Annotated in this window: 24 protein-coding genes; 11 read left to right on the forward strand and 13 right to left on the reverse strand. The window is 60.8% G+C overall.

What is annotated here, in order from left to right; genetic code table 11:
- Positions 1-6 precede the first annotated feature (6 nt).
- Genes dnaQ through WC026_RS03580 form a run of 5 tightly spaced genes read right to left on the reverse strand, consistent with a single transcriptional unit; the run spans position 7 to position 3,659 of the window.
- Positions 7-720 carry a DNA polymerase III subunit epsilon gene (gene dnaQ / locus WC026_RS03560; RefSeq protein ID WP_372709427.1) on the reverse strand — a complete coding sequence of 238 codons (714 nt, stop codon included), beginning with the start codon at positions 718-720 and terminating at the stop codon, positions 7-9.
- 39 nt (positions 721-759) lie between these two features.
- Positions 760-1,377, reverse strand: a complete 618-nt coding sequence (coaE, locus tag WC026_RS03565) for a dephospho-CoA kinase (RefSeq protein ID WP_372709428.1) — start codon at positions 1,375-1,377, stop codon at positions 760-762.
- A complete protein-coding gene (locus WC026_RS03570; protein WP_372709429.1) occupies positions 1,371-2,207 on the reverse strand; it encodes a shikimate dehydrogenase in 837 nt (278 codons plus the stop codon). Before WC026_RS03570 ends, coaE begins: the two co-directional genes overlap by 7 nt.
- Positions 2,204-2,815: a Maf family protein gene (locus WC026_RS03575; RefSeq protein WP_372709430.1), complete on the reverse strand. Its 612-nt coding sequence runs from the start codon at positions 2,813-2,815 to the stop codon at positions 2,204-2,206. The genes WC026_RS03570 and WC026_RS03575 overlap by 4 nt, the downstream gene beginning before the upstream one ends.
- A complete protein-coding gene (locus tag WC026_RS03580) occupies positions 2,808-3,659 on the reverse strand; it encodes a pyruvate, water dikinase regulatory protein (RefSeq protein ID WP_372709431.1) in 852 nt (283 codons plus the stop codon). The genes WC026_RS03575 and WC026_RS03580 overlap by 8 nt, the downstream gene beginning before the upstream one ends.
- Before the next feature lie 461 nt (positions 3,660-4,120).
- Here WC026_RS03580 and hemE point away from each other — a divergent pair, with 461 nt between their 5' ends.
- From hemE to rho, 3 genes are all read left to right on the forward strand, one after another.
- Positions 4,121-5,164 carry a uroporphyrinogen decarboxylase gene (hemE, locus tag WC026_RS03585; protein WP_372709484.1) on the forward strand — a complete coding sequence of 348 codons (1,044 nt, stop codon included), beginning with the start codon at positions 4,121-4,123 and terminating at the stop codon, positions 5,162-5,164.
- A 16-nt stretch (positions 5,165-5,180) separates the two neighbouring features.
- The gene (hemJ, locus tag WC026_RS03590; protein ID WP_372709432.1) at positions 5,181-5,690 is read left to right on the forward strand and encodes a protoporphyrinogen oxidase HemJ; all 510 of its coding nucleotides are present in this window, start codon (positions 5,181-5,183) and stop codon (positions 5,688-5,690) included.
- A 210-nt stretch (positions 5,691-5,900) separates the two neighbouring features.
- A complete protein-coding gene (gene rho, locus WC026_RS03595) occupies positions 5,901-7,166 on the forward strand; it encodes a transcription termination factor Rho (protein ID WP_372709433.1) in 1,266 nt (421 codons plus the stop codon).
- A gap of 103 nt (positions 7,167-7,269) precedes the next feature.
- Here rho and WC026_RS03600 read toward each other — a convergent pair whose 3' ends face one another.
- On the reverse strand, positions 7,270-8,232 hold the full coding sequence (locus WC026_RS03600) for a sterol desaturase family protein (RefSeq protein ID WP_372709434.1): 963 nt from the start codon (positions 8,230-8,232) through the stop codon (positions 7,270-7,272).
- Between the two features lie 73 nt (positions 8,233-8,305).
- Entirely contained in the window at positions 8,306-10,357 is a 2,052-nt protein-coding gene (locus WC026_RS03605) for a thioredoxin domain-containing protein (protein ID WP_372709435.1), read from the reverse strand.
- 78 nt (positions 10,358-10,435) lie between these two features.
- Here WC026_RS03605 and mnmE point away from each other — a divergent pair, with 78 nt between their 5' ends.
- The 7 genes from mnmE (at position 10,436) to coaA (ending at position 17,719) form a co-directional block, all read left to right on the forward strand.
- Entirely contained in the window at positions 10,436-11,749 is a 1,314-nt protein-coding gene (gene mnmE, locus WC026_RS03610) for a tRNA uridine-5-carboxymethylaminomethyl(34) synthesis GTPase MnmE (RefSeq protein WP_372709436.1), read from the forward strand.
- 201 nt (positions 11,750-11,950) lie between these two features.
- Positions 11,951-13,822, forward strand: coding sequence for a tRNA uridine-5-carboxymethylaminomethyl(34) synthesis enzyme MnmG (gene mnmG, locus WC026_RS03615; protein ID WP_372709437.1), 1,872 nt, complete (start codon positions 11,951-11,953; stop codon positions 13,820-13,822).
- Positions 13,822-14,481 carry a 16S rRNA (guanine(527)-N(7))-methyltransferase RsmG gene (gene rsmG / locus WC026_RS03620; protein ID WP_372709438.1) on the forward strand — a complete coding sequence of 220 codons (660 nt, stop codon included), beginning with the start codon at positions 13,822-13,824 and terminating at the stop codon, positions 14,479-14,481. Before mnmG ends, rsmG begins: the two co-directional genes overlap by 1 nt.
- Positions 14,482-14,485: 4 nt before the next feature.
- Positions 14,486-15,334, forward strand: a complete 849-nt coding sequence (locus WC026_RS03625; RefSeq protein WP_372709439.1) for a ParA family protein — start codon at positions 14,486-14,488, stop codon at positions 15,332-15,334.
- A 60-nt stretch (positions 15,335-15,394) separates the two neighbouring features.
- Positions 15,395-16,273: a ParB/RepB/Spo0J family partition protein gene (locus WC026_RS03630; protein WP_372709440.1), complete on the forward strand. Its 879-nt coding sequence runs from the start codon at positions 15,395-15,397 to the stop codon at positions 16,271-16,273.
- Positions 16,274-16,382: 109 nt separating this feature from the next.
- Positions 16,383-16,715 (forward strand): phosphoribosyl-ATP diphosphatase, encoded by a 333-nt coding sequence (locus tag WC026_RS03635; protein ID WP_372709441.1) that lies wholly within the window; start codon positions 16,383-16,385, stop codon positions 16,713-16,715.
- Positions 16,712-17,719 carry a type I pantothenate kinase gene (coaA, locus tag WC026_RS03640; RefSeq protein ID WP_372709442.1) on the forward strand — a complete coding sequence of 336 codons (1,008 nt, stop codon included), beginning with the start codon at positions 16,712-16,714 and terminating at the stop codon, positions 17,717-17,719. The genes WC026_RS03635 and coaA overlap by 4 nt, the downstream gene beginning before the upstream one ends.
- Before the next feature lie 103 nt (positions 17,720-17,822).
- Here the strand turns inward: coaA and WC026_RS03645 are convergent, their stop codons facing one another.
- From WC026_RS03645 to leuS, 5 genes are all read right to left on the reverse strand, one after another.
- The gene (locus WC026_RS03645; RefSeq protein ID WP_372709443.1) at positions 17,823-18,098 is read right to left on the reverse strand and encodes a hypothetical protein; all 276 of its coding nucleotides are present in this window, start codon (positions 18,096-18,098) and stop codon (positions 17,823-17,825) included.
- A gap of 195 nt (positions 18,099-18,293) precedes the next feature.
- The gene (locus tag WC026_RS03650) at positions 18,294-19,289 is read right to left on the reverse strand and encodes an adenosine kinase (RefSeq protein ID WP_372709444.1); all 996 of its coding nucleotides are present in this window, start codon (positions 19,287-19,289) and stop codon (positions 18,294-18,296) included.
- A 64-nt stretch (positions 19,290-19,353) separates the two neighbouring features.
- Positions 19,354-20,391, reverse strand: a complete 1,038-nt coding sequence (gene holA, locus WC026_RS03655; protein ID WP_372709445.1) for a DNA polymerase III subunit delta — start codon at positions 20,389-20,391, stop codon at positions 19,354-19,356.
- A 42-nt stretch (positions 20,392-20,433) separates the two neighbouring features.
- Positions 20,434-21,009 carry a hypothetical protein gene (locus tag WC026_RS03660; RefSeq protein WP_372709446.1) on the reverse strand — a complete coding sequence of 192 codons (576 nt, stop codon included), beginning with the start codon at positions 21,007-21,009 and terminating at the stop codon, positions 20,434-20,436.
- Positions 20,996-23,620: a leucine--tRNA ligase gene (gene leuS / locus WC026_RS03665; protein ID WP_372709447.1), complete on the reverse strand. Its 2,625-nt coding sequence runs from the start codon at positions 23,618-23,620 to the stop codon at positions 20,996-20,998. The genes WC026_RS03660 and leuS overlap by 14 nt, the downstream gene beginning before the upstream one ends.
- Positions 23,621-23,882: 262 nt before the next feature.
- Here leuS and fic point away from each other — a divergent pair, with 262 nt between their 5' ends.
- A complete protein-coding gene (gene fic / locus WC026_RS03670; RefSeq protein WP_372709448.1) occupies positions 23,883-25,031 on the forward strand; it encodes a protein adenylyltransferase Fic in 1,149 nt (382 codons plus the stop codon).
- Positions 25,032-25,089: 58 nt separating this feature from the next.
- On the opposite strand, the gene WC026_RS03675 is transcribed toward fic, so the two are convergent.
- Positions 25,090-25,494 carry a heme-binding protein gene (locus WC026_RS03675; RefSeq protein WP_372709449.1) on the reverse strand — a complete coding sequence of 135 codons (405 nt, stop codon included), beginning with the start codon at positions 25,492-25,494 and terminating at the stop codon, positions 25,090-25,092.
- Between the last annotated feature and the right edge of the window lie 8 nt (positions 25,495-25,502).

The following is a 25,502-nucleotide window of genomic DNA, read 5'->3' on the forward strand; positions in this document are numbered from 1 at the left end:
CGATCGTCAGGACGAGACCGCTCCCCAGAAGCGATTCCAAATCGCTTTTGCGCCCATCTTTTCGATGAAGGTGCGATGCGCGGCGATGTCGGCTTCGGTCAATCTTGACGGCAGCGGCTGGGGCCGCGTCTTCGCCGTCGCGCGCTTGCCGTTGCGGCGTTCGGCGGACGCCGAATTGCTGCCCACGGTCTGAAGCCCGAACGTCGCCTGCCGCTCGCCGAGCAATTCAACATACACTTCCGCGAGGAGCAGACTGTCGACGATGGCGCCGTGCGTGGTGCGCTGGGAATTGTCGATGCCGTAGCGTTTGCAGAGCGCATCGAGAGAATTCGGCCCAGCTGGATGGCGGCGGCGCGCCAAAGCCAGTGTATCGACGACGCGGTCGAAGCTGAGTGGTTTCTCGCCGAGCAAGCCCAGTTCGTGATTCAAGAAATTGACGTCGAACTGCGCATTATGAATGACGAGCACGTCGTCACCGATGAAGGCCAGAAATTCGCGATAGACATCGCGGAACAGCGGCTTGCCGATCAGAAATTCGGTCGAGATGCCGTGAACGTTCTGAGCCTCCATCGGCACATTGCGTTCGGGATTGATGAAGCGGTGAAACTTTTCGCCCGTGGGAATGCGATTGATGATCTCGATGCCGCCGATCTCGATCAGGCGATCACCGCTTTTCGGATCGAGACCCGTCGTTTCGGTATCGAGCACGATTTCGCGCATCAGAATGTCGGTCCTTCGGAAATTTCGGTCGCGCGAATTTCAGTCGCGCCAGTAGCGATCGTAGGCTTCGCCGTCGCGGCCCTTCAGCTTATCGACAATGGCATCGATTTGGCTGTGGCAGCTCGCGACCGTTCCACCTGTTTCCACAACGAAATCGGCGCGGGCGCGTTTTTCCGCTTCGGAGAGTTGCCGTCCGCGGATGGTCGCGAATTTCGATTCCGACATTCCAGGGCGCGACAGAACACGCGCGCGTTGCGTGGCTTCATCCGCGCTCACGACCACGATGACATCGACCGTGCCATAGCCGCCGGCCTCGAAAAGAAGGGGCACCTCGAGGACGGCGATCGGCGCGCCTTTGGCGTGCTCGGCCTGGATGAAGCGACGTTCGCCTGCGCGAATGCGCGGATGCACGATGCGTTCGAGATCCGCGAATTTTTGGGGCTTGCCAAGCAGGAGCGACGATAGCTTGCCGCGATCGACTTTGCCGTCGGCCGTCGCTCCCGGAAAGGCGCGTTCGATCTCGGCGGCAATGGGTCCGGAATAGAGCCGATGCACTTCGGCGTCGGCATCGAAAACTGCGATGCCACGCTCGAGAAAACGTCCGGCGGCTGTCGATTTTCCCATGCCGATCGAGCCGGTCAACCCGACGATCAGCATTTGGCACCGCCGATATCGCGCGCGATGATCTGATAGAGCTCAGGCGTCACAACGGGGCGCACGCCGAACCATTTTTCAAAGCCCGGCACGGCCTGATGCAACAGCATGCCGAGGCCATCGACGCCGGTCAGTCCGTTCGCCCGCGCCGCTTTCAGAAATTCCGTTTCGAGCGGCACGTAGACGAGATCGGCGGCGACAGCTCCCGGCTTCGCACACGTGAAATCGATGTCCAATGTGCCAGTGCCGTTCATGCCCAACGTTGTGGTGTTGACGATCACGGCAGCTTCCGCGACGTGCTCGTTTCTTGCATCCCAGGCGTGGGCTGTGACGCGCGGGCCGAAATGACGTGCAAGCTCTTGCGCGCGATCCAGCGTGCGATTGAACACCCGGACATCGCCCATGCCGGCTTCGAGAAATCCGTAGACGACGGCGCGAGCCGAACCACCGGCGCCGAGGATCAGAACCGGACCGGATCGTTTTCGCCAATCGGGCGCGGACGCATCGAGATTGGCCATGAATCCGTAGGTATCGGTATTGGCGCAGGCGAGGCGGCCGTCGTCCAGCCAGAGCGTGTTGGCGGCATTGACGGCCACGGCAGAGGGTTCGCGGATGGCGGCAAGCGCGAATGCTGCTTCCTTATGCGGAACGGTGACATTGCAGCCCGCAAGTCCCAGCGCCTTCAAAGACTGCAAGAAGGCTTGCAGGTCTTCTGGCTTCACGGGTTCCCGCGTGTAGATTCCCTCGATCCCGTATTGGCGCAGCCAATGATTGTGAATGAGCGGCGAGCGCGAATGCGAGATCGGCCAGCCGATGACACAGGCGCGCGTCATGCCGTGACCATATCTTCGTGACGGAGCCGCGCCAGAAGCTCCAGCAGCGGTATGCCGAGGATCGTGAAATGGTCGCCGTCGATGTCCTCGAACAGCTGCACGCCCGGCCCTTCGATTTCGTAGCAACCGACGATCTGAAGCGCCCGCTCACCCATTTTTTCGAGATAGCAGCCGAGAAATTCGTCCGAGAACGAGCGCATCGTCATCTCGGCCGTTGTACTTGTCTGCCAATGGACTTCACCATTGCGCGCCAACGCAACGGCGGAAACCAGCTCATGCGTTCGGCCGCGTAGCATCGATAGGATCTCGCGAGCTTCAACGAGATTTTCCGCTTTGGAGAAAAACCGGCCGCCGAGCGTCAGCACCTGATCGGCGCCGACGACAAGAGCATTCGGATGCTCGATTGAAACGAGACGGGCTTTTTCCGCCGCGAGCACGCCGGCGATGTCGCTGCCTTCGACATTCGCGGTCGAGCCGACGATGGCGTCGCGGATTTTGGCTTCATCGATGTTCGCCGGAATGATGTCGAAAATCAGTCCCGCGGCTTCGAGAAGCGTGCGACGCGCGGCGCTGCCGGACGCCAAAATCAAACGCGTCGCGTCAGGCACGGTGGGACTCCGATTCCGATTTCTGGCCGGACTTGCGATCCTGCAACAGTTTCAGAATCATCGTTGCCGCTTCTTCGATCGAACGGCGCGTGACGTCGATGATCGGCCAGCTGTGCTGGGCTGCGATCTTGCGCGTATAGGCGATTTCGGCGGAGATCAAATCGCGGTCGACATAGGATTCGAGATCGCGGTCGGCCATCAGCACGGCGCGATTGCGGCGCACGTCGGCGATGCGGTCGACGTTGGCGATCAGGCACACGATAAAGGCACTGTGCGGTTCAAGAAGCTCCACGGGCAAAGGCACCTGCGGTACCAGCGGCAAGTTGGTCGTCTTGTAGCCGCGCTGGGCAAGATAGAGGCTGGTCGGCGTTTTCGACGTGCGCGAAATGCCAAGCAACACGATATCGGCATCGCTCAGATTATCCGGCAAGCGGCCGTCGTCGTGCGCCATCGTGAAGTTCATCGCATCGATACGCCGGAAGTAGTCGGCATCGAGGACGTGCTGGCCGGCAACGGTCGGCGTCTGCGGCGCGCCGAGATAGCTCTCGAACACCTGCATGATCGGTTGCAGCACCGCGAGGCACGGAATTTTGAGTTGCTGGCAATGCGTCTCGAGTTCGTCGGCCAGCGCCTTGTTGACGACGGTATAGAGAACGATGCCGGGTTCCTGCGCGATGTCGCTCAAGACGCGCTTCAACTGGCGTTGTGTGCGCACGAGCGGATGCACATGGTCGATGGCGCGAATGTTCTGATACTGGACCGTCGCGGCCTTCGCGATCGCAACCAATGTCTCTCCGGTCGCGTCCGAGACGAGGTGCATGTGGAACATGCTCGGCAATGCCATGGGAGAGGCCTGTCTCTTAAATTGCTGATCCGGAGCTTGTTTAAAAGTCGGATGTTATGCACGCCAGGGGGCGAGACGGGGAAGGTTGAGAGAACAACCACCGCTTCATCCACGGCGATACCCACATCTCGACGAAAACGGAAGACATTGTTCGACGAAACGTCATCCTTATGGACAAGCGATCTGTCCAATGCCCATACGCGGGTTGTCAACAAGGTCTGTCATCGTTGCTGATGCTTAGGGTGCCGGCAAGCCGTTGATTAACGTGGGGCTTATCGCTCTATTGCTTTGCGGAGCTAAAACACTCTATCGGTCGTAGGCGGATCTCTAGCGCGTTGGCAGGCTGTGGATTGGGTGAGGATGAAGGACTGATCCCCGAATACCCCGCCCCTAAGAGTCTTAAAAATAACTTTCAAGAGATTCTGAATTTCTAAGTGAAGGGAAGTGACGTGGTGCGTGAGTTGGATGGCGACGTTCCGGAACGGCGCTTTCTCGAACCGTTTGCGGGGAAGGCGGTTTCGCCACCTCCCGTCTGGCTGATGCGTCAGGCTGGGCGCTATCTGCCCGAGTACCGGCAGGTGCGTAGCGAGGCCGGGAGTTTCCTCAAGCTTTGCTACACGCCGCGCCTCGCAGTGGAGGTGACGCTGCAGCCGATCCGGCGGTTCGGTTTCGATGCTGCGATTTTGTTTTCCGATATTCTGGTCGTCCCCGATGCGCTTGGGCAAGCGGTGCGGTTCGAGGAGGGCGAAGGCCCGAGGCTCGATCCCATTCGGACGCTTGCCGAGCTTGACCGACTCGCCCTATCGAACACGGCGACGAAGTTTTCGCTCGTTTGCGAAACGGTCGAGCGGCTCCGGCGCGAGCTGCCACGTGAAACGGCTTTGATTGGATTTTGCGGGGCTCCGTGGACAGTTGCGACGTATGTGGCGGAAGGCAGGGGATCGCCCGATCAGAGCGCGGCGCGGCAATGGGCGTATCGCGATCCGGATGGGTTTCAGCGGCTGATCACGCTGCTGACGGACGCGTCGATCGAGTATTTGTCAGGGCAGGTTCGCGCTGGCGCTGATGCGTTGCAGATTTTTGACAGCTGGGCGGGAAGTCTCGCCGATGATCAATTCGAGCGCTGGGTGATTGCTCCGACAGCAAAGATCGTTCGCGAAGTTCGCACCCGGCATCCGGGGGTGCCGATTATCGGGTTTCCACGCGGGTCAGCGGCTTTGCTCGACGGATATATCGATAGGACGAGCGTCGACGGGGTCAGCTGCGATACGTCGTGTCCCCTTGGTTTGATGCAGGAAACGGCGCGCAAGGGACGAGTCGTGCAGGGCAATCTCGATCCGTTGCTGCTGGCGGCCGGTGGCGAAGCGCTGGACCGGCGCGTCGATGACATTCGGAGCGCGATGCACGGTCTGCCGTTCATTTTCAATCTTGGGCATGGGATCGTTCCGCATACGCCGCCCGAGAATGTTGCGCGCCTGGTCGGGCGGTTGCGCGCGATCAGTTGAGACCGGAGGGTCTGCGATGACGTCACCCTGGGTTCGAGCGGTGCTCTCGCTGGTCATAACGGCGTTGGCGGCGGCGGTGCTGATCTTCGCTGCCGGGGATGGGCTCTACCTGTGGGTCAAGGCATTCCATGTCATTGCGGTGATCGCGTGGATGGCGGGCATGTTGTACTTACCGCGACTTTTTGTCTATCACGCCGACGCGCCTGTTGGCTCGCCGCAGTCCGAGACGTTCAAGGTGATGGAGGGGCGGCTGCTCAACGTCATCACGTCGCCGGCGATGGTCGTCGCCTGGGTGCTCGGCACCTGGCTGGCGTGGCGCAGCGGATATTGGGCGGCGCCCTGGTTTCACGCCAAACTGACCTGCGTGCTGCTTCTCTCGGGGCTGCACGGATATCTGTCGGCCGCGACGCGGGCCTTCCGGGAGGATCGCAATACCAAACCGGCCCGGCACTGGCGGATCATCAATGAAGTTCCGACCGTGTTGATGATCGCGATCGTCATTCTGGTGATCGTGAAACCGTTTTGACACTCTAGGCAGGATCGCGCCGGTCTGCTATAAGCGTGCGTCCTCATAAGGATTTTGGCAGACGGCACGTTTTGACGTGGTCATGAAACCCGTTGACGTCCGCAGCATTATGACAGAGCGCCCGCTCTGTCGCCGTCGGGCCATCTCATTCACCTCACCATTTCCACGATGCCACCGCCCGAGTGGCGCCCCCCGCGGAGTTCTTTTTCAATGAAACAAATGAAGCTCGAGGACCTGAAGCGGAAATCTCCCGCCGAGCTTGTCACGTTTGCCGAAGAGACCGGGGTCGAGAACGCCTCGACCCTGCGCAAGCAGGAACTGATGTTCGCAACGCTGAAGCAGCTCGCGACGCAGGAGACCGAAATCACGGCGACCGGCGTCGTCGAGGTTCTGCAGGACGGTTTCGGCTTTTTGAGATCGCCGGAAGCGAACTATCTTCCGGGTCCCGACGATATTTACGTGTCGCCCTCGCAGATCCGCCGGTTTGCACTCAGAACCGGCGATACCGTCGAAGGCCAGATCCGGTCGCCGAAGGACGGCGAGCGTTATTTTGCTTTGCTCAAGGTCTCGAACATCAATTTCGAAGATCCCGAACAGGCCAAGCATAAGAGCCACTTCGACAATCTGACGCCGCTCTATCCGACGAAATGGCTGAAGCTCGAGATTGAAGATCCGACGATCAAGGATTTCTCATCCCGCGTCATCGATATCGTCTCGCCCATCGGCAAAGGCCAGCGCGGCTTGATCGTGGCGCCGCCCAGAACTGGCAAGACGGTGCTGTTGCAGAACATCGCCCACTCGATCTCGGTCAATCATCCGGAATGCTACCTCATCGTGCTGCTGATCGACGAGCGGCCGGAAGAAGTCACCGACATGCAGCGTTCGGTCAAGGGCGAGGTGATCTCCTCGACTTTCGACGAGCCGCCGTCACGCCACGTGCAGGTGTCGGAAATGGTGATCGAGAAGGCTAAGCGTCTCGTTGAGCATAAGCGCGACGTGATCATCCTTCTCGATTCGATCACGCGTCTCGGTCGCGCCTACAACACGGTTGTACCGTCGTCCGGCAAGGTGTTGACGGGCGGTGTTGATTCCAACGCGTTGCAGCGGCCGAAGCGGTTCTTCGGTGCGGCTCGCAACATTGAGGAAGGCGGCTCGCTGACCATTATCGCGACAGCGCTGGTCGATACCGGCTCGCGCATGGACGAAGTGATCTTCGAAGAGTTCAAGGGCACCGGCAACTCGGAAATCATTCTCGATCGCAAGGTCTCCGACAAGCGCGTCTTCCCGGCAATCGATGTTTCTCGCTCCGGCACGCGCAAGGAAGACCTCCTTATCCCGAAGGATCAACTCAAGAAGGTCTACGTTCTGCGCCGCATTCTGAACCCGATGGGCACGATGGATGCGATCGAGTTCCTGATCGACAAGCTGCGATCGACGAAGACCAACGGCGAGTTCTTCCAGTCGATGAATACCTGAGACGACTGTTTCACGGGGAAACCAAAGGCCGCCCTTTCGAGGCGGCCTTTTTTGTTTCGTGGAGCTATTTTCGGTAGCTTCGACCTGAGTTGTAGCGCGGAACTTATTCCGCGGCGTCGAGCAGGCGGCGGGCTTCCTGGGCCGGAGTTTCAGGCTTGGGCTTATAACGTTCTGGTTCGCCGGCGCCGGGCTTGTAGACGAACGGAAGCACCATCTGTTCGACGAAGCTTTTCGGGAAGTGCGGAAGCTCGTCGACACCCATGTCTTTCGACGTGATCGGCCGGGGCGGTTTCTCATGGAATGTGCCGAGCATCTTATCCCAGACCGTCAGCAGCAGGCCGAAGTTGCAATCGCCTTCGGTGCCCCAGTTGACGTGGTGCAGATGGTGGATACGGCCGATCGAAAGATGCGGCGCCAGGGGTCCGAGCCGGGCGTCGACATTCGAGTGCTGGACGATCAAGGTCACCGAAATTAGGAAGCCGAGCACGACCGCGACCGGCACCGGCATGCCGATGATGACGAGCGGCATGTTGCCGACCACCATGTCGATTACCTGATGCAGCGGATGGCGGATAACGCCATTCAAGCCGTAGAGACGGCCGACGCCGTGATGCACCGAGTGCAGTCGCCAAAGCGCTGGGTAACGATGGCTGAGATAATGCATCGTCATGAAGGCAAAATCAGCGACCAGGAACGCCATTAGCACTTGCGACCACATCGGCCATTGCGTCGGCCAGAGGCCCTGGAACGGGAACAGCCAGCAAATCACCGGGATCAAGAACACGCCGTTCATCGCGGAGGTTTCGTAGGCGATGACGTGGAGGATGTTCGCCTGCGTATCACCGTGGGCGTCGTGGTCGTTCCAGTCGTCGAAGAACGGCGCGATACGCTCGGCGGTGAAAGCCGTTAGGTAGGCGATGCCGAGCAGCGGAATGATCAGCAGATACGCCCAAGAGTTCCCGCGCGCGACAACGAGATCGGACACGACCCAGTAGGCGGCACCCGTCAATCCGAACATCATGAACGGCGCATAGCCGTACCGGACAATCTCACGGAGAGTTTTCATAGGGCTTGTATAGTCCTCAGCACGGATCATCGCCAAGCACATGATCCGCGCAGGTTTTCAATCCGGTAAACGATCAGGCTGTGACGCCGGATCCGGTGCGCGCCCGTTGCAGGGCTTCGCGCAGACGTTCCGGGTTCTGGATGGGTGCACTGCAGACTGGCCCAACGCAGACATAAGCGGTTGAATTTTCATCGATCATGGTCTTCCCGCCGAGGATTGAACTTTGCCCCGTTGGCCCTTCGCTGCCGGCCGTGAACTCCAGGGCTCCGGGAATGGACCACCGCTGCAGTTCGTCGCGCAGGGCGGAGGGTCCGGAAGGGCTCTTTATGGCCACTTGAACCAGCTGGTTGACGTCGAGTTCCGCCGCGAGAAGCGCGCAATGGCCGATCGGGCTCTGAGCCGCGGCGGCTGCGAACGCCTGTGAGAGGCGTCGCGCCCGGTCGTCGTACTCCGCCTCTCCGGTCAGAGCGGCGAGGGCGATGAGGTTTGAAAGTTGTATAGCGTTGGCATTGGGGGCGGCATCGTCGCTCGCGGCCTTCAGGCGGACGACGACATCGAGGGTGTCGTCAGCGGCCGTGAAGTAGCCGCCGCGATCGGCGTCCCAATAGCGGCTATCGAGGATGCGGGTCCACTGCCTCGCCTGTTCGAGATAGCGCTCGGAGCCGGTTGCCGTGAACAGGCGGATGGCAGCCCAAGTCATGTTCGCGTAGTCGGATGCTGTCGCCGGCGCCTTGGCAAGGCCGTTGCGATAGGCGTGAAAGAGGCGGCCGTCGCTCGTGTTGCCACCGCTAGCGGTGAGTTTTTCGATGCTAGCTGCAAAGGCGCGTTCGGCTAGCGCTAGCCATGATGGCTGCTCGAAGACGCTCGCGGCACGCGATATTGCCGCTATCGCCAGCCCATTCCAATCGGCGAGGATCTTGTCGTCCCATCCGGGCCGGATGCGGGAAGCGCGGCGCTCCAGGAGCTTGGCGCGCAGCCGCGCGAGACGCGCTTCTTCTTCATCTGAAAGGAGAGCGAGCGAGCCGAGGCGATTGAGGATGGTGTGGCCTTCGAAGTTGCCCTCGGGAGTGACGCCGTACACACGTGAAAAGAACGCCGCGTCGTCCGCGCCGAGCACGTCGTCGATTTCAGCAGCGCTCCAGACGTAGAACTTGCCTTCCTCGCCTTCGCTGTCGGCGTCGAGAGATGCCGCGAAGCCTCCGCTTTCACCGATCATCTCCCGCTTGATCCAGGCGATCGTTTCGGCGATGCGTCTCTTGAAAAGCGGTTCCTGCGTTTCGCGCCAGACCTCGGTCATCAGATCGATCAGCAGCGCGTTGTCGTAGAGCATCTTTTCGAAGTGCGGGACGAGCCAGAGCTCGTCGACCGAATAGCGCGCGAAGCCGCCGCCGAGATGATCGTAGATGCCGCCCTGACAGATGTGGCGCAAGGTGTTGATGACGCCGTCTTTGGCGTCCGAATTGCCGTCGCGAATTCCAACCCGCCAGAGCAGCCAGAAGATGCTCCATTGCGGGAATTTCGGTGCGCCGGACAATCCGCCGTGCTCGCGATCGACGGCACGCGCGATGGCTGCGGCGACGTCGGTCGTGGAGGGCGGCGGACGCGCGGGTTTGTCGTCGCCCGGCATCGTCTTCAATGCGGCGAGAAGAGCTTCGGTATTCTTGCGAACGTCGTCGGGCTGATTGGCGTAAGCTTCCGCCATGCGCAGCAACACCGTCACGAATGGGGGACGGCCGTAGCCCGCTTCACGTGGAAAATAGGTGCCGCCCCAGAAGGGCCTTGCATCGCTGTCGAGGAACATCGTCAGCGGCCAGCCGCCTTGCTCACCAAGCTGGTGCAGCGCGCCCATGTAGATCGCGTCGATGTCGGGACGCTCTTCGCGGTCGACTTTGATGTTGACGAAAAACTCATTCATCACTTGAGCGGTGCCGAGATCCTCGAAGCTTTCGTGCGCCATCACGTGGCACCAGTGGCAGGCCGCGTAGCCGACGGACAGCAGGATCGGTTTGCCGCTGCGCTTGGCCTCAGCGAGGGCTTCCGGACCCCAGGCCCACCAATGCACCGGATTGTCCTTGTGCTGAAGGAGATAGGGGCTGGTCTCGTGCTGCAGTCGGTTTTCGCTCATCTTGGAATGTCTGCTCGGAGGGTCTGACGACATGTGGATCGGGTTGCGAAGGCGCGTATCAACGAGTACGCGAATGCCATGACTGATGCTTCAACTATCTTTGCGCTTTCGAGTGCGCCCGGGCGCGCCGCCCTTTCCGTCATTCGTATTTCAGGTCCCGCCGTGCGCGAGGTCCTTGAGAAGATGGCGGCGCCGGTTCCGAAGCCGCGGGTTGCCGCGTTCCGGACCATCCGGCATCCTGAAACGCAGGAAGCGCTCGATCGCGCCGTACTGTTGTGGTTCGCGGCACCGAACAGCGAAACGGGAGAAGACGTCGCCGAGTTCCAGGGTCACGGCAGCCGCGCCGCCATCGCGGCGATCCTTGCGGCTCTCGGGACGATAAAGGGCTGCCGCCTGGCCGAACCGGGGGAATTCGCGCGGCGCGGGTTCGAGAACGGCAAGATGGATCTCGCCGCGATCGAAGGCCTTGGCGATCTGATCGAAGCGGAGACGGAAGCCCAGCGCCGGCAGGCCTTGGCGCAGTCGTCAGGGACGTTGTCGAAGCTTTACGAGAGCTGGCGCACGCGGTTGATCGAAATCGCGGCGCTGACCGAGGCGGCCATCGACTTTTCCGACGAAGGGGATGTTTCGGCATCGTCGTTTGCGGAGGCACGGAAGCGCGCTGAGGGGCTTTCGGCCGAAATCAGCGTGCATCTCGATGACGGGCATCGTGGCGAGATCGTGCGCGATGGGTTTCGCGTGGCGCTTCTCGGGCCGCCGAATGCGGGCAAGTCGAGCCTCTTGAATGCGCTGGCGAAGCGCGATGCGGCGATCGTGTCTTCCGAAGCGGGCACGACCCGCGACGTGATCGAAGTTCGGCTCGATTTGGCGGGATTGCCGGTCGTCGTTTCGGATACGGCCGGTATTCGGGAAGCGGCGAGCGCCGTTGAGCAGGAGGGCATCCGCCGAAGCCTCGCGGCGGCACGCGATGCCGATCTCGTCGTGTGGTTGAGCGAGAGCGGCGACTCAAAGCCGCCCGAAGGAATTTCACGTGAAACAAGCCTTGCAATTCGTTCCAAAGCCGATCTTGGGCGGGAATCAACAGCAGATTTGCTTGCCGTCTCGACAGTGACGGGCGAGGGCCTGGATCAGCTGGTGGCGAAGATCGCGCGGCGAGCCAGCGAGGCTGTCGGTTCCCAGACGGACCCGGCGTTGACGCGGGCAAGGCATCGGCAATGCCTGGGAGCGGCTAAGGCTGAGATCGCGGCGTTCCTGGCAGGTAGTCCGGAGGCCGTCGAGCTGCGGGCGGAAGATGTCCGGCGGGCCGCGCATGCCCTTGGCCGGATTACGGGCCGTGTCGATGTCGAGGATGTCCTCGATCAGGTTTTCAGCCGGTTCTGCATCGGCAAGTGACGTGGTTAACGAAATGTTTCACGTGAATCCATCTTGACGGGACTCACCCGGCCTGAAGCAATTGTTTCACGTGAATCATAGTTTGTTAACCAACTCGAAGCGGCGGCGGCAGGTTTCGCGGGGGGTTCTGCGCGCAGCCGGGGTGCGGACCGGCGAAGAAGCGCCCTTTTGCACCATTGGGGGATGAGGTAGGTCATCGCCATGAAGTCTGGACCCTATGACGTCATTGTTGTCGGCGGCGGGCACGCCGGGACCGAGGCTGCGGCCGCCGCGGCGCGGATGGGCGCTCGCACGGCGCTGGTGACCCATTCCTTTGCGACGGTCGGCGAGATGTCGTGCAATCCGGCCATCGGGGGGCTTGGGAAAGGCCACCTTGTCCGGGAGATCGACGCGCTGGACGGCCTGATGGGCCGCGTTGCGGACGTGGCCGGCATCCAATTCCGGCTGCTCAACCGATCGAAGGGTCCGGCGGTGCATGGTCCGAGGACGCAGGCCGACCGGAAGCTCTATCGTCAGGCCATGCAGGCGGAGATCGCCGCCATTCCGGGGCTCGATGTCGTCGAGGGCGGCGTCGAGGACCTGATCGTGGAAAACGGCAGGGTGGCGGGGGTTGTCACCGGTGATGGCCGGGCGTTGAGCGCCGGGGCGGTCGTGCTGACGACGGGCACATTCCTCAACGGTCTGATCCACATGGGCGAGCAGAAGATTCCAGCCGGACGCGCTGGGGAAGCTCCCGCCTTGAAGCTCTCCGATCGTCTTTACGCGCTGGGGCTGAAGCTCGGCCGACTGAAGACGGGCACGCCGGCGCGCCTCGATGGCACGTCGATCGATTGGTCCGGCCTCGAAATGCAGAAGGCCGACGACGATCCGGTGCCGTTCTCGTTTCTGACGACACGCATTCGGACGCCGCAGATCGCCTGCGGGATCACGTACACGACGCCGGAAACGCACGACATCATTCGCGCGAATCTGGCGCGTTCGCCCATGTTTTCAGGGCAAATCGAGAGCATCGGACCGCGCTACTGTCCGTCGATCGAGGACAAGGTCGTGCGTTTTGCCGACCGCTCGTCGCATCAGATTTTCCTCGAGCCTGAGGGGCTCGACGACGACACGATCTACCCGAATGGCGTTTCGACATCGCTGCCGGTCGAGGTGCAGGATGCGTTTCTCAGGACGATGCCGGGCCTCGCGAACGTCGTCATCAAGCGGCCGGGCTATGCGATCGAATACGACTATGTCGATCCGCGCGAACTGACGTCCGGGCTCGAAGTGAAGCGCCTGTCGAAGCTGTTTCTTGCCGGGCAGATCAACGGTACGACGGGATACGAAGAGGCCGGAGCGCAAGGATTGCTCGCAGGGATTAACGCCGCGCTAGCTGCGGGGGGCGGGCAGGAGCCATTCGTCGTCTCGCGGACCGACGGCTATCTCGGCGTCATGGTCGACGATCTCGTGACGCGCGGGGTTTCCGAGCCTTATCGGATGTTTACGTCGCGGGCTGAATTCCGGTTGAAACTCCGGGCCGACAACGCCGACCAGCGGCTCACGGGTGCGGGTGTTGCGCTGGGCTGTGTCGGGCGGGAGCGGCAGGCGCATTTCGAAGCGAAAACCAAGGCGCTTACCGACGGCCTCGGCTTGTTGAGCCAACTATCACTGACGCCGACTGAAGCGGCGCGGCATGGGCTGACGGTCAATCGGGACGGCCGGCGGCGAACGGCGTTCGATCTTTTGGCGTTTCCCGACATCTCGTTTGACCGGCTCGTGCCGATCTGGCCGGAGCTTGGCAAGCTTGCACCGCAGATCGCCGCTCAGCTGGCCGTCGATGCGCGCTACGCCGCTTATCTTCGCCGCCAGGACGAGGACGTTGCGCAGTTGAAACGGGATGAAGCGGTCAGCATTCCGGCTGACTTTGATTATTCCTCCATTCCAAGCCTTTCGGCTGAAGTTCGTCAGAAATTGGTTCAGCATCGGCCAGGGTCGATCGCGCAGGCTGGGCGGATCGAAGGCGTCACTCCGGCGGCGCTGCTGACGCTGCTGGCGCGTGTGAAGGCGGGCCGGACCCGCAAGTCCGCCTAATGGCCTCTCTCGCACGGATCGACAGTCCCGAATCGTTTCAGGCCAAGTTCGGAATTTCACGTGAAACGCTAGATCGGCTAGCGACTTATGCGCAAATTCTGACGCGCTGGCAGGCGACGATCAATCTCGTGGCGCCGAGTACGCTCGGCGACGTCTGGAACCGGCATTTCGCCGACAGTGCCCAGCTTTGGCAATTTCGGCGGCCGAACGCTCGGATTTGGCTCGACATCGGTTCCGGGGCTGGCTTTCCCGGACTTGTGCTCGCAATATTAGGTGCTGAGAACGGGGCGACTCACCATATCTTGATTGAAAGCGACGCGCGTAAAGCCGCTTTCTTGCGGGAAGTGGCCCGCGCGACCGGCATCACTGTGGACATCCTGTGCATGCGAATCGAAAATTCCGAGACTCGCGCTAAGGTAAAGCCGGTCGACTGTCTGACGGCGCGCGCACTCGCACCGCTTCCGCGTCTGCTTGAGATGTCGGCTCCGTACTTTACGTCCTCGACGCTCGGGTTGTTTCTAAAAGGCAAGGACGCAGCAGCAGAAGTCGAGCAAGCCGCGGAGAGCTGGCGGTTCGATTGCGAGCTGAAGCCGAGCATGACGGATGCGGAAGCCCGTGTTGTGTTGCTCAAAGCGTTGAAGCCCAAGAGGGAGGGGTAGTCCCGTGGCCGGGTACGTTTCAGGCGCGGGTGGCGCCAGCGCAGGTCCGCGCGTGGTGGCGATCGCCAATCAGAAGGGCGGCGTCGGTAAAACGACGACGGCCATCAATCTCGGAACCGCGCTCGCGGCGGTCGGCGAGCGCGTGCTGGTTCTCGACCTCGATTCGCAGGGCAACGCCTCGACCGGCCTCGGCATCGATCAGGAATCGCGGTTCAAGACCTCGTTCGACATTCTGACAGGCGCGGCGTCGATCCTCGACACCGTGCTGAAAACGGCGGTGCCAAATCTATTTGTCGTTCCGGCGAACAGCGATCTCGTCGGCATCGATACGGCGCTCGCGGGCGATCCGCAGACGCGGCCGTTCAAGCTGCGCGATGCGGTGACGGCGCTCGTCGGACAACAACGCAATCGCCCAGCGGACACGCATTTCAGCTACGTGCTGATCGATTGTCCGCCGTCGCTCAACGTGCTGACGCTCAACGCGATGACGGCGGCGCATGCGGTGCTCGTTCCGGTGCAATGTGAGTTCTTCGCGCTCGAAGGTATTTCGCAGCTCAAGGATTCGATCGAGCAGATCCGCGCCAGCCTCAATCCGCGATTGGAAATTCAGGGCGTCGTGCTGACGATGCATGATCAGCGCGTATCGCTGTCGCGAGAGGTCGCGGCCAACGTGCGCGCGTTCTTCGGTCCGAAGGTCTACGAGACGGTGATCCCGCGAAATACGCGCGTCGCGGAAGCGCCGTCGCACGGCAAGCCGCTGCTGCTTTATGATTACGATTGCGCCGGCAGCCAAGCCTACATTCGGCTCGCGACCGAAATTATCGAACGGGAAAAGCGGTTCAAGGCCGCGTAAGGCGAATCGAATTGTGCTTAGTGTGAAACTGAGACTTTGCGAGCAGGGGGCAGTCCGAAAATGAACTCCGTTGTACCGAAGAGCCGACTTGGCCGCGGCCTGGCCTCTTTGATCGGAGAACCGGCGCCTCTCGGACATCGTCTGCCGCCCGAAGGCGAGCAGCGCATGGTGTCGATCGCGGAAGTGAAATCGAGCCCGCTCAACCCGCGCAAGGATTTCCGCGACGAAGATTTGATGGAGCTTGCTGAGTCGATCCGCACGAAAGGTCTTGTGCAGCCGATCGTCGTCCGGCCGAACGGGATGGCGGGCGGTTATGAAATCGTCGCGGGCGAACGCCGCTGGCGCGCGGCGCAAAAGGCAGGCGTTCATACGATTCCGGTGATCATCCGTGAGCTGACGGATCGCGAGCTGCTCGAGCTTGCCATCATCGAGAACGTGCAGCGGCAGGATCTGAATGCGATTGAAGAGGCGACCGGCTACCGGGAACTCGTCGAGCGCTTCGATTACAGCCAGGAGCAGCTTTCCGAAATCATCGGTAAGAGCCGAAGTCATGTCGCCAACACGCTGCGGTTGCTGAAGCTGCCGACGGGCGTACAGTCGCTTGTGCAACGAGGGCAGCTGACGGCGGGTCATGCGCGGGCGCTGATCGGACGGGATGACGCCGAGGCGCTGGCGCAGAAGATCATCAGCGATAGTCTCAACGTTCGCGATGTCGAGGCGATGGTTCACGGGCTCGGCAGCGAGACTGGAACGCCGGGCGGCATCCGTAAGCTGCGTGACAAGGACGCCGATACCAAGGCGTTCGAGAAGGAGCTGACCGATCTCCTGGGCCTTAAGGTCGAAATCCGGAAGGGTTCGGGCGAAAGCGGCACGCTCGTCATCAAGTATGGCAACTACGACCAGCTTGACTATATCCGGCAGCGGCTCGGCGGCGGCTGAGTTTTAAGGTTTTCGCTATAATCCTACTTTCTGCCGCTTGACGTCCGGGCGGCAGATTGATGGTGTGCGGTCGCATGGCGACCAGCGCAGCGCCGCGAGATAAGAGTTCATGAGTGATACGCATACATTATCGCAACTGGCGGCGCTGATCCGTTCGCGCCGATCCGACAGTGCGGAAAAATCCTATACGGCCCAATTGCTGAATGCGGGGCCTGAGCGGTGCGCGAAGAAGTTCGGCGAAGAAGCGGTCGAGACGGTCATTGCGGCGCTGGGGTCCGATGCGTCGGCGCTGAAGGCCGAGGCCGCAGACACCCTTTATCACCTATTGGTCTTGCTTGAATCGCGCCACGTCGCCTTCGAAGATGTATTGCGCGTCCTCGAAGGGCGCATGGGCACATCCGGCATCGAGGAGAAGGCGTCACGTCCACGGAGCACACCTTGAAAGGGCGCGCCGGGTTCCAGGTGCATACGGGTTCTAAAGCGCCGGACGCCGACGCGAAGATCGAGAACAAGCCATTCTCTCCCTATCGCGTTTTCACGCGCGAGGAATGGGCGAGGCTCAGGGCCGATACGCCCATGCCCTTGCAGCCGCACGAGCTCGAGCAGCTCTCGGGCATCATCGAAGACGTTTCGGTCGAAGAGGTTGAAGCGATCTATCTGCCGCTGTCGCGGTTGCTCAATCTCTATGTGGCAGCGGCGCAGAAGCTTTATTCCGTCAGCTCGGAATTCCTCGGGCGCAAGGATACGAAGGTTCCGTTCGTGATCGGCGTTGCAGGCTCAGTTGCCGTCGGCAAGAGCACGACAGCGCGTATTCTGAAGGCGTTGCTTGCGCGGTGGCCGGATCATCCGCGCGTCGATCTGATGACGACGGATGGATTTCTTTATCCCAATGCCGAGCTTGAACGGCGTGGGCTGATGGACCGCAAGGGATTTCCCGAAAGTTTCGATACCGAGCGGCTTTTGCGGTTTCTCGGCAATATCAAATCGGGTGTCGCGCAAGTGTCGGCGCCGGTCTATTCGCACTTTCAATACGACGTGCTGCCGGGGCAGGAAATCACGATCGAGCAGCCCGATATTCTGATTATCGAAGGGCTCAATATTCTGCAGCCCGCGGAAATGCCGAAAGACGGTACGACTGTTCCGTTCGTTTCAGATTTCATCGATTTCGCGATCTATATCGATGCCGACATAGCGACGATCGAGACGTGGTACATGGCGCGATTTATGCGGTTGCGCAGCACCGCGTTTCGCGATCCCGGCGCCTATTTTCACAAGTATGCGGCGATGGCTCCCGACGAGGTGCGGCGGACGGCGCTCGGTCTCTGGCGCAACATCAATCTCAAGAATCTCGAGCAGAATATCCTGCCGACGCGGCGGCGTGCGCAGCTCATTTTGCAGAAGGGCGAAACCCACCGCGTCAAGGCGGCCCTGCTGCGCAAGCTTTGATTTTGCGTCAAGGCGCGCGGCCCAAAAAAATGGGCCGCTTGGGGTAGCGGCCCTCGGAGATATCACAGGAATAAAGGTGCAGGATAGGTCGCGATCCGTGCGTCTAGCGCGCGACGGATTGCGCGTGTTTGCCGTCGTTCGAAGAATTTGCCGATACGACGAGGTCTTTAAGCGAAGCGCGCGTGCCCAATGCGAAGACTTTGTATTTGTCGCGCAGCCGCCGGATGGCGGACGGGTCGGAATAACCCATTTGCCGGATTGCCGTCGTCGGGCGCAAATCGGGCCGAATTCTCAAGAGTTCGGCCAGCTGTGCGAGACGCTGGTTATCGTCAATGCCGGTGCCTTTCGGACGGCCGCGACGAAGTGGTGTGTGGAGCATCAGGCGAACCTCAAAACGAAGCGATTCGTTGAGTCCGACATTGCGCGCAGAATTCCGGTATTTCCAGGGAGAATAATTAATTCGCCAAATTGGACACGAAATACCCCCTAAACATTCTCCATTTGAACGGTGTTCATGTATAATGGTATATGAAATACGGGCGGAGTTGCGGTTATCCGCCCGATTCTAAAACCGCTAAATAATGCCCCGCTGATGAGCGAGTTCATTCAATGCGATTTCCGGGCGGGCGCCGATATGGCTGATAATTTCAGATGCCGCGAGACTCGCCAAGCGACCGCAAATTTCGAGGCTATATTCCTTCGAATACCCGAATAAAAATCCCGCCGCATAAAGATCGCCGGCTCCTGTCGTGTCGATCAATTCGGAAATGGGCGCGGGTGAAATTTCAACGGTGCGGCCGTCGGCGATAATAACCGATCCCTTGGCGCTGCGTGTCAAAACGGCGAGCTTCGCGTCTTTACTTGCGCTCTTCGATGCAAACTCGAATGACTCCGTTTGATATAGCGATTTGATCTCGGATTCGTTGGCGAAAAGAATATCAATGCCGGATCGAATGAGTTCAAGAAATTCGGCGCGATGACGATCGACGCAGAAACCATCCGACAATGTCAGCGCGACTTTGCGGCCGGATGTTTTCGCGGTGTGCAATGCTTTTCGAAATGCCTGTTTGGCTTGTGGTTCATCGAAGAGATAGCCTTCGAGATAGAGAATTGCGGAGTCGCGAATTGAATCGAGATTCAACTGCGATTCATCGAGGCTCGTCGAGATTCCGAGAAACGTATTCATCGTGCGCTCGCCGTCGGGCGTGACGAGAATGAGAGAGCGCGATGTCGGCGCGCCATTCGCGATCGGTGCGACATTGAATTCGACGCCGATGGAGCGAATGTCGTGCGTGAATATTTTTCCGAACTCGTCATTCGCGATGGTGCCGATGAATGCGGCCTTGCCGCCGAAAGACGCGACGCCGGCAATCGTGTTCGCAGCCGAGCCGCCGGAGATTTCGACGGCCGATCCCATCGTGGCGTAAATCTTTTTGACGTCGTCGGCTCCGACGAGGCGCATGCTGCCTTTGCTTGCACCGATGGTTGCAAGATAGGCTTCGTCGCAGCGGCCGATGATGTCGACGATCGCGTTGCCAATTCCGATGACGTCAAAGCGTGCCGCTGTCATGAAGATCCCCTGAATGAATTTGCGCGGCACTATAGAAGGGGGAGGATGTCCCGCAAGGCTGGGTTTAGCGGCGAGGGGACGCGGCGGCGGCGGCCATCGAGGCGAGGGCCAAGAGCAGGCGTTCGGCGTAAAGATCTTCGAGCCGGTTCGAAAGGCGCGCGGATTTGGCGGTTTCGGCAATCCGCCGGAGCGCCTTGTCGAGCTGCGGTCTTGGCCAGTTGCGGATCTGCCGGGCGAAGGCATCGCGCTGCTTGAAGAAGATCGGCGGACGCATGGCCTTGAGCGCATCGTCGAGACGCTGGCCTGAATCGACGTCGCTGCGGACTTTGTGAAGCTTCAGGAAGTAGCGCTGCGTCACGAGGATGATGGCCTGCGCGCTTTCGCCGGACGCGAGCGCGCGGCCAAAGTCGGTCATCGCGGTTGCCGTCTGCCCTTCGGCGGCGGCTTCCGCGATGCGTTCGAGCGCGAGGTCGGCGGCGTCGCCGACGACGCTCTCGACGTCGTCAAGCGTGATCACCTGCTTTCCGAGGCTATGCAGCGCCAGTTTCTCGATCTCGGCCCGCGACAGTGCCCGGTCGGCGCCGAGACGCGATTGCAGCAAGGCCCTGGCGTCGCCTTCGATCGTGAGCGAGAACGACGACAGGACTTCCGCAATGAGGCCAACTATGTCGGCGGCGGCGTCGGGATAGCAGGCGACGGCGAAGCAGTTTTCGGATTTCTCGAACAGGGCGCGCAGGGCGTCGTCGGTTTTGAGGTTGCCGGCTTCGACGACCAGCAGGCCTTCGAACGGGGCGCCGAGAAGCGGCTTCAGAAGCTGTGCCGAGATGCGGCGTCCGGCGATGGCGCGGACGATGCGGCGCGAGGCGAACATCGGGCGCATTTGCAATTCGGTTTCAAGGCGGCCCGAATCGTCGTCGAGTTCGGCGTCATCGAGTCTGAGGACCTCTCCTGGCGGATTTTCGCGTGCCGCGAGTGCGCGCGCCAAGACCATGGAGCGCTCGCTGACAAGTCCGGGATCGGAACCGAAGAACAGCGCGGCCGCCAATCGCGGCGGCGGCGATTTCATGAACGACTCGGCCTGATGAGCCTTGATGGCGGCCATGCGGGAAACTCGCGAATAAACGGCGCTGGCTGCGGTGCGCGATCAGGCGGTCGTCGAAAGGATCGCGAGAAGGCGCGTGCGAAGCTCTTCGCCGATCGAGGCGGCCGCCCGGTTTTCCGCGTCCTGGCGGGCTTCGACGTTAGCGAAGATCGATGTCACGCGATCGAACGAGGCACGGCCGTAGCTCTTGCCCGAGGCGACAACCGTCTTATCGCTCAGCCGGATCAGATTATACGAGGCTTCGATGCTGTAAATCTGGCCACCGGCGTTGCCGTTGACCATGACGAGCGTGGAGACGACGGACTCGCGAATTGCGATGTCCAGCCGGTATTGCGGCGTCTGGGCCTTGCCACCGCCCGTCGTCTGGAAAATCAGCTCGTTGCGAATTCTCTGACCGACACGGCCCGGGATCGGGGCGACGTCCACCGTCGCAAGTTTTTCCTGGGTCGCGGCGCCGCCGAGGGATGCCGAGCCGTAGAGCGGGCGGAAGCCGGCGCTGCCGTCGCCGCAACCGCTGAGGGCGCAGAGCATGGCGACGCCCAACGTCGATATGAGCCCGGTCCGGTATTTCAACCGGCGTGCGCCCACTCGTCCCCTCATCCCGTCAGCCAACGACATTCACGATCCTTTGCGGGACAACGATGACTTTTTTCGGGGCGCGCCCATCGAGAGCACGGACCACCGAATCCAGCTTCAAAGCTGCCGCTTCCACCTCCTCGGATTTCGCGGTGCGCGAAACCACGAGCTCGTCCCGTCGCTTACCATTTACCTGTACGGCAATGGTCACTTGATCGTCAACGAGTAGGTCCGGTTCTACGGCCGGCCATGGTTCGTTCGCGAGCAGCGTGTTGTAACCAAGCCGCGCCCAGCATTCCTCCGACAGATGCGGCATCATGGGGCCGATCATGGTCACCAGAAGGGCGCCGGCCTCGTGGGCGGCCCAGGCCAGGCCGGGCTCGCTCTTGCTTAGAACGGTCTGGAGAACATTCGAAAACTCGTGAATGTTGGCGACGGCCACATTGAAGCGCAGGGCTTCGACGGCCTTGCCGACGAGGTCGAGGGCGCGATGCCCGGCCTTGCGAAGCTCGAGAGCGTCCGGTCCGAAGGTCGCGGGCCGTTTGTCGGGCTTCTCCGGATAGGCCTCGATAATGTCGTCCATCAGACGCCAGACGCGCTGGATGAAGCGGCTGGCTCCGGCCACGCCCGCTTCCGTCCAGATGACGTCGCGCTCCGGCGGGCTGTCGGACAGCATGAACCAGCGCGCGCAGTCGGCGCCGTAATGGGCGATGATGTCGTCGGGGTCGACGAGGTTCTTTTTCGACTTCGACATCTTTTCGATGGCGCCGATGGCGGCAAGGCGTCCGGTCGCGATCTCGACGGCTTGCCGGTTGGCGCCTTCGCCCTCGAGGCGAACGTCGTTTGGTAAAAGCCAGAAGCCATCCTGAGACTTATACGTCTCGTGCGTCACCATGCCTTGCGTGAACAGCGCCGAGAACGGCTCGCGGACGTTCGACGCAAACCTCAGATGGCCGGTGTCGCACATGGCTCGCGCGAAAAAGCGCGAATAGAGCAGATGCAAAATCGCGTGCTCGATGCCGCCGATGTACTGGTCGACGGGCAGCCAGTATTTCGCCGCTTCCACGTCGACCGGGGTTTTGGCTTCCGGCGCGGTGAAGCGCACGAAGTACCAGGAAGAATCGACGAAGGTGTCCATCGTGTCGGTTTCGCGGGTCGCGTCGCCGTTGCACGTCGGGCATTTGACGTGCTTCCATGTCGGATGGCGTTCAAGCGGGTTGCCCGGCTTATCGAACGTCGCGTCCTCGGGCAGCGTTACCGGCAGGTCCTTTTCCGGAACGCCGACGACACCGCATTTCTCGCAATGGATGATGGGGATCGGGCAGCCCCAATAGCGCTGGCGCGAGATGCCCCAGTCGCGCAGCCGGAAATTGATCTTGCGCGATCCCTGCGGCCGGTTCGCAAGCTTTTGCTGCTCGAGAAGGTCGGCTACTTTCTCGAACGCGGCCTTGGTCGCCAGTCCGTCGAGAAAGCGGGAATTGATCATCGTGCCGTCGTCGGAATAGGCTTTGTTCTTGAGATCGAACGTCTCTTTGGTTTCGCCGGGCGGCAGGATGACGGGCACGACCGGCAGCTCGTAACGACGCGCGAAATCCATGTCGCGTTGATCGCCGGACGGACAGCCGAAGATGGCGCCGGTGCCGTAGTCCATCAGGATGAAGTTTGCGACGTAGACCGGCAGCACCCAGGATTTGTCGAGAGGGTGGACCGCGCGAATGCCGGTATCGAAGCCGCGCTTTTCGGCGGCCTCGATTTCGGCGACCGACGTTCCGAGGCGACGGCATTCGTCGCAGAACGCGGCGAGGTCGGGATTGTTTTCGGCAGCGGCGCGCGCGATCGGATGATCGGCGGCGACGGCCAGGAATGACGCGCCGAACAGCGTGTCTGGCCGCGTCGTATAGACTTCAAGTTCGGAGAAGCCTTTTGGCGTGGTGTCCTTGTTCAGCGCCCAGCGGACCAGCATGCCTTCCGAGCGGCCGATCCAGTTGGCCTGCATCAGGCGCACTTTTTCCGGCCAGTTGTTGAGCGTGTCGAGGTCGCTCAGCAATTCCTCGGCATAGTCGGTGATCTTGAAGAACCACTGCGTCAGCTCGCGCTGCTCGACGAGCGCGCCGGAGCGCCAGCCGCGGCCATCGATCACCTGCTCGTTGGCGAGAACGGTGTGGTCCACCGGGTCCCAATTGACCTTCGAGGACTTGCGGTAGGCGAGGCCCTTTTTCAGCAGGTCCAGGAACAGCTTCTGCTGATGGCGATAATAGTTCGGCGAGCAGGTCGCAATCTCGCGCGACCAGTCGAGCGACAGGCCCATCGATTTCAACTGGCCGCGCATCGTGTCGATGTTGGCGTAAGTCCAGGTGCCGGGGTGGACCTTACGTTCCATCGCGGCGTTTTCGGCGGGCATGCCGAACGCGTCCCAGCCCATCGGATGCAGGACGTTGAACCCCTTGGCGCGCTTGTAGCGGGCAAAGACGTCGCCCATCGCATAGTTGCGGACGTGGCCCATATGAATGCGTCCCGAGGGGTAGGGAAACATCTCAAGCACGTAGCATTTGGGCTGCTTGTGGTTCTCGGAGGCCCGGAAAATCTGGTTTTTTTCCCAGATATGCTGCCAATAACGTTCGCGATCGGGGGCGTTGTAGCGTTCGGTGGCCATGGGGCCCATTCTTTCTGGGATTTTGAATTGGTTAGCGCCGTAAAGAGCCCGAAAGGTCGAGAGGGTCAAGACGTCGGCGCGCAAGACTCACATGTCGCAAAAACTTGATTTGTGCGACATGTTGTGAGAACATGTCGGGACTCGCGACATGTCTTCTATGAAATGTCGTAATTTCTCAATTTCTGCGACGCATTGGATGCGATACGTCGTGACTGCAGACATATCCGCGCGACATGTCGGCTAAATTCGGACTTGGCGACAGATGAAAGCTTTCGACCCAGCAAGCCCCTACAATGGTTTGCCCAAGCTGCCGCCTCCTGGGGATTTGGAGACGAAGGCCGTCTTGAAGAAATGCGCATCGGTCCACGCTGCGCTCGCGGCCCTCAAAGAGCGGGGCCGGCGCATCCCCGATCAAAGCGTCCTCATCAATGCGATCCCGATCATGGAAGCCAAGGACAGCTCGGCGATCGAGAATATCGTCACGACGAGCGACGCGCTGTTTCGTGATGCCAGTCTGAAGGACGACAGCGATGCGGACCCGGCCACCAAGGAGGCGTCACGCTATCGATCGGCGTTGCAGCTCGGCTTCCAGACGCTGGCGCATCGGCCGATCACGACACGAACCGCTGTCGATATCTGCTCCGAACTCAAGGGTGTCGATCTCGATGTGCGCAGCGTTCCAGGCACGAAGCTCCGGAATATGAATACCGGCGATGTTATCTATACGCCGCCGGAGGGCGAGCTTCTGCTGCGCGAGCTGCTTGCGAATTGGGAGCGGTTCCTGAACGACGCGACGGATCTTGATCCTGTCGTGCGGATGGCCATCGGCCATTACCAGTTCGAGGCCATTCATCCCTTTATCGATGGCAACGGCCGCACGGGCCGCGTCATCAACATCCTGTTTCTCATTGAGCAGGGATTGCTCGACCTGCCCACGCTTTATCTCAGCCGGTATATTCTTGCGAACCGCTCCGACTATTACCGCCTGCTTCTCGACGTGACGACGAAACAAGCGTGGGAGCCGTGGGTTCTCTATATGCTCGATGGCATCGAGAACACCGCGCGATGGACTGCAGAAAAGATCAGCGCGATCTACGATCTCATCGATGCGACGGTTGCCTATGTCCGGGACGCGGCGCCCAAGATTTATACGCGCGAACTCGTCGACGTGATTTTCATGCAGCCCTATAGCCGCATTCAGAACGTCGTCGAACGCGGGTTGGCGCATCGGGAAAAGGCGTCGAGAGACCTGAAGCATCTCGTCGCGATCGGCGTGCTGCGCGAGATCAAGGTCGGGCGCGAGAAACTTTTTCTCAACGTTCGATATGCGGCGCTTCTCAGCGGCGACGCGAACGCGTTCGAAGCGTTCGCGAAGATCGAGCCGGTACAAATGACGCGAGAGAAGAAATAAGAACGGGCCGCACCTTGAGCGCGGCCCGTTACGAGATTTTACGTCTTAAAGACAAACATCAACAGGTATGCGCGGCCGCTCCGGCTTCGGCGACCGTCTGATCCTGAACGCCGCTGCCGCCTGAGACGCCGATGGCGCCGATGACGACGCCGTGCTTGTCCTTAAGCGGAATGCCGCCCGCGAAGATCATGACGCGGTCGTGGTTCGAAACGTGGATGCCGTAGAACTGATCGCCCGGCTGGCTGTTGTCGGCAAGCTCCTTGGTCGAGATGTTGAACGCGCGCGCCGTGAAGGCCTTGTTGATCGCGATGTTGATCGAGCCGATCCAGGCTTTGTCCATTCGGATGTGCGAAATGAGGTTGGCGCCTTCGTCGACCACCGCGATATTCATCGGCTGGCCGATCTCAATTGCCTTCTTCTCAGCGGCGTCAATGATGCGGCGGGCGTCTTCGAGTTTCAGCATGGCGGCTC

The sequence above is a fragment of the Hyphomicrobium sp. genome, from assembly GCF_041674905.1.
Lineage (GTDB): Bacteria > Pseudomonadota > Alphaproteobacteria > Rhizobiales > Hyphomicrobiaceae > Hyphomicrobium_B.

What these genes read in the sequence shown, in the direction of transcription:
- dnaQ (WP_372709427.1), bottom strand. Translation starts at nt 720, where the DNA reads ATGCGCGAAATCGTGCTCGATACCGAAACGACGGGTCTCGATCCGAAA.
- coaE (WP_372709428.1), bottom strand. Translation starts at nt 1,377, where the DNA reads ATGCTGATCGTCGGGTTGACCGGCTCGATCGGCATGGGAAAATCGACA.
- WC026_RS03570 (WP_372709429.1), bottom strand. Translation starts at nt 2,207, where the DNA reads ATGACGCGCGCCTGTGTCATCGGCTGGCCGATCTCGCATTCGCGCTCG.
- WC026_RS03580 (WP_372709431.1), bottom strand. Translation starts at nt 3,659, where the DNA reads ATGGCATTGCCGAGCATGTTCCACATGCACCTCGTCTCGGACGCGACC.
- hemJ (WP_372709432.1), top strand. Translation starts at nt 5,181, where the DNA reads ATGACGTCACCCTGGGTTCGAGCGGTGCTCTCGCTGGTCATAACGGCG.
- rho (WP_372709433.1), top strand. Translation starts at nt 5,901, where the DNA reads ATGAAACAAATGAAGCTCGAGGACCTGAAGCGGAAATCTCCCGCCGAG.
- WC026_RS03600 (WP_372709434.1), bottom strand. Translation starts at nt 8,232, where the DNA reads ATGAAAACTCTCCGTGAGATTGTCCGGTACGGCTATGCGCCGTTCATG.
- WC026_RS03605 (WP_372709435.1), bottom strand. Translation starts at nt 10,357, where the DNA reads ATGAGCGAAAACCGACTGCAGCACGAGACCAGCCCCTATCTCCTTCAG.
- mnmE (WP_372709436.1), top strand. Translation starts at nt 10,436, where the DNA reads ATGACTGATGCTTCAACTATCTTTGCGCTTTCGAGTGCGCCCGGGCGC.
- mnmG (WP_372709437.1), top strand. Translation starts at nt 11,951, where the DNA reads ATGAAGTCTGGACCCTATGACGTCATTGTTGTCGGCGGCGGGCACGCC.
- rsmG (WP_372709438.1), top strand. Translation starts at nt 13,822, where the DNA reads ATGGCCTCTCTCGCACGGATCGACAGTCCCGAATCGTTTCAGGCCAAG.
- WC026_RS03630 (WP_372709440.1), top strand. Translation starts at nt 15,395, where the DNA reads ATGAACTCCGTTGTACCGAAGAGCCGACTTGGCCGCGGCCTGGCCTCT.
- WC026_RS03635 (WP_372709441.1), top strand. Translation starts at nt 16,383, where the DNA reads ATGAGTGATACGCATACATTATCGCAACTGGCGGCGCTGATCCGTTCG.
- WC026_RS03645 (WP_372709443.1), bottom strand. Translation starts at nt 18,098, where the DNA reads ATGCTCCACACACCACTTCGTCGCGGCCGTCCGAAAGGCACCGGCATT.
- WC026_RS03650 (WP_372709444.1), bottom strand. Translation starts at nt 19,289, where the DNA reads ATGACAGCGGCACGCTTTGACGTCATCGGAATTGGCAACGCGATCGTC.
- holA (WP_372709445.1), bottom strand. Translation starts at nt 20,391, where the DNA reads ATGGCCGCCATCAAGGCTCATCAGGCCGAGTCGTTCATGAAATCGCCG.
- WC026_RS03660 (WP_372709446.1), bottom strand. Translation starts at nt 21,009, where the DNA reads ATGTCGTTGGCTGACGGGATGAGGGGACGAGTGGGCGCACGCCGGTTG.
- leuS (WP_372709447.1), bottom strand. Translation starts at nt 23,620, where the DNA reads ATGGCCACCGAACGCTACAACGCCCCCGATCGCGAACGTTATTGGCAG.
- fic (WP_372709448.1), top strand. Translation starts at nt 23,883, where the DNA reads ATGAAAGCTTTCGACCCAGCAAGCCCCTACAATGGTTTGCCCAAGCTG.
- WC026_RS03675 (WP_372709449.1), bottom strand. Translation starts at nt 25,494, where the DNA reads ATGCTGAAACTCGAAGACGCCCGCCGCATCATTGACGCCGCTGAGAAG.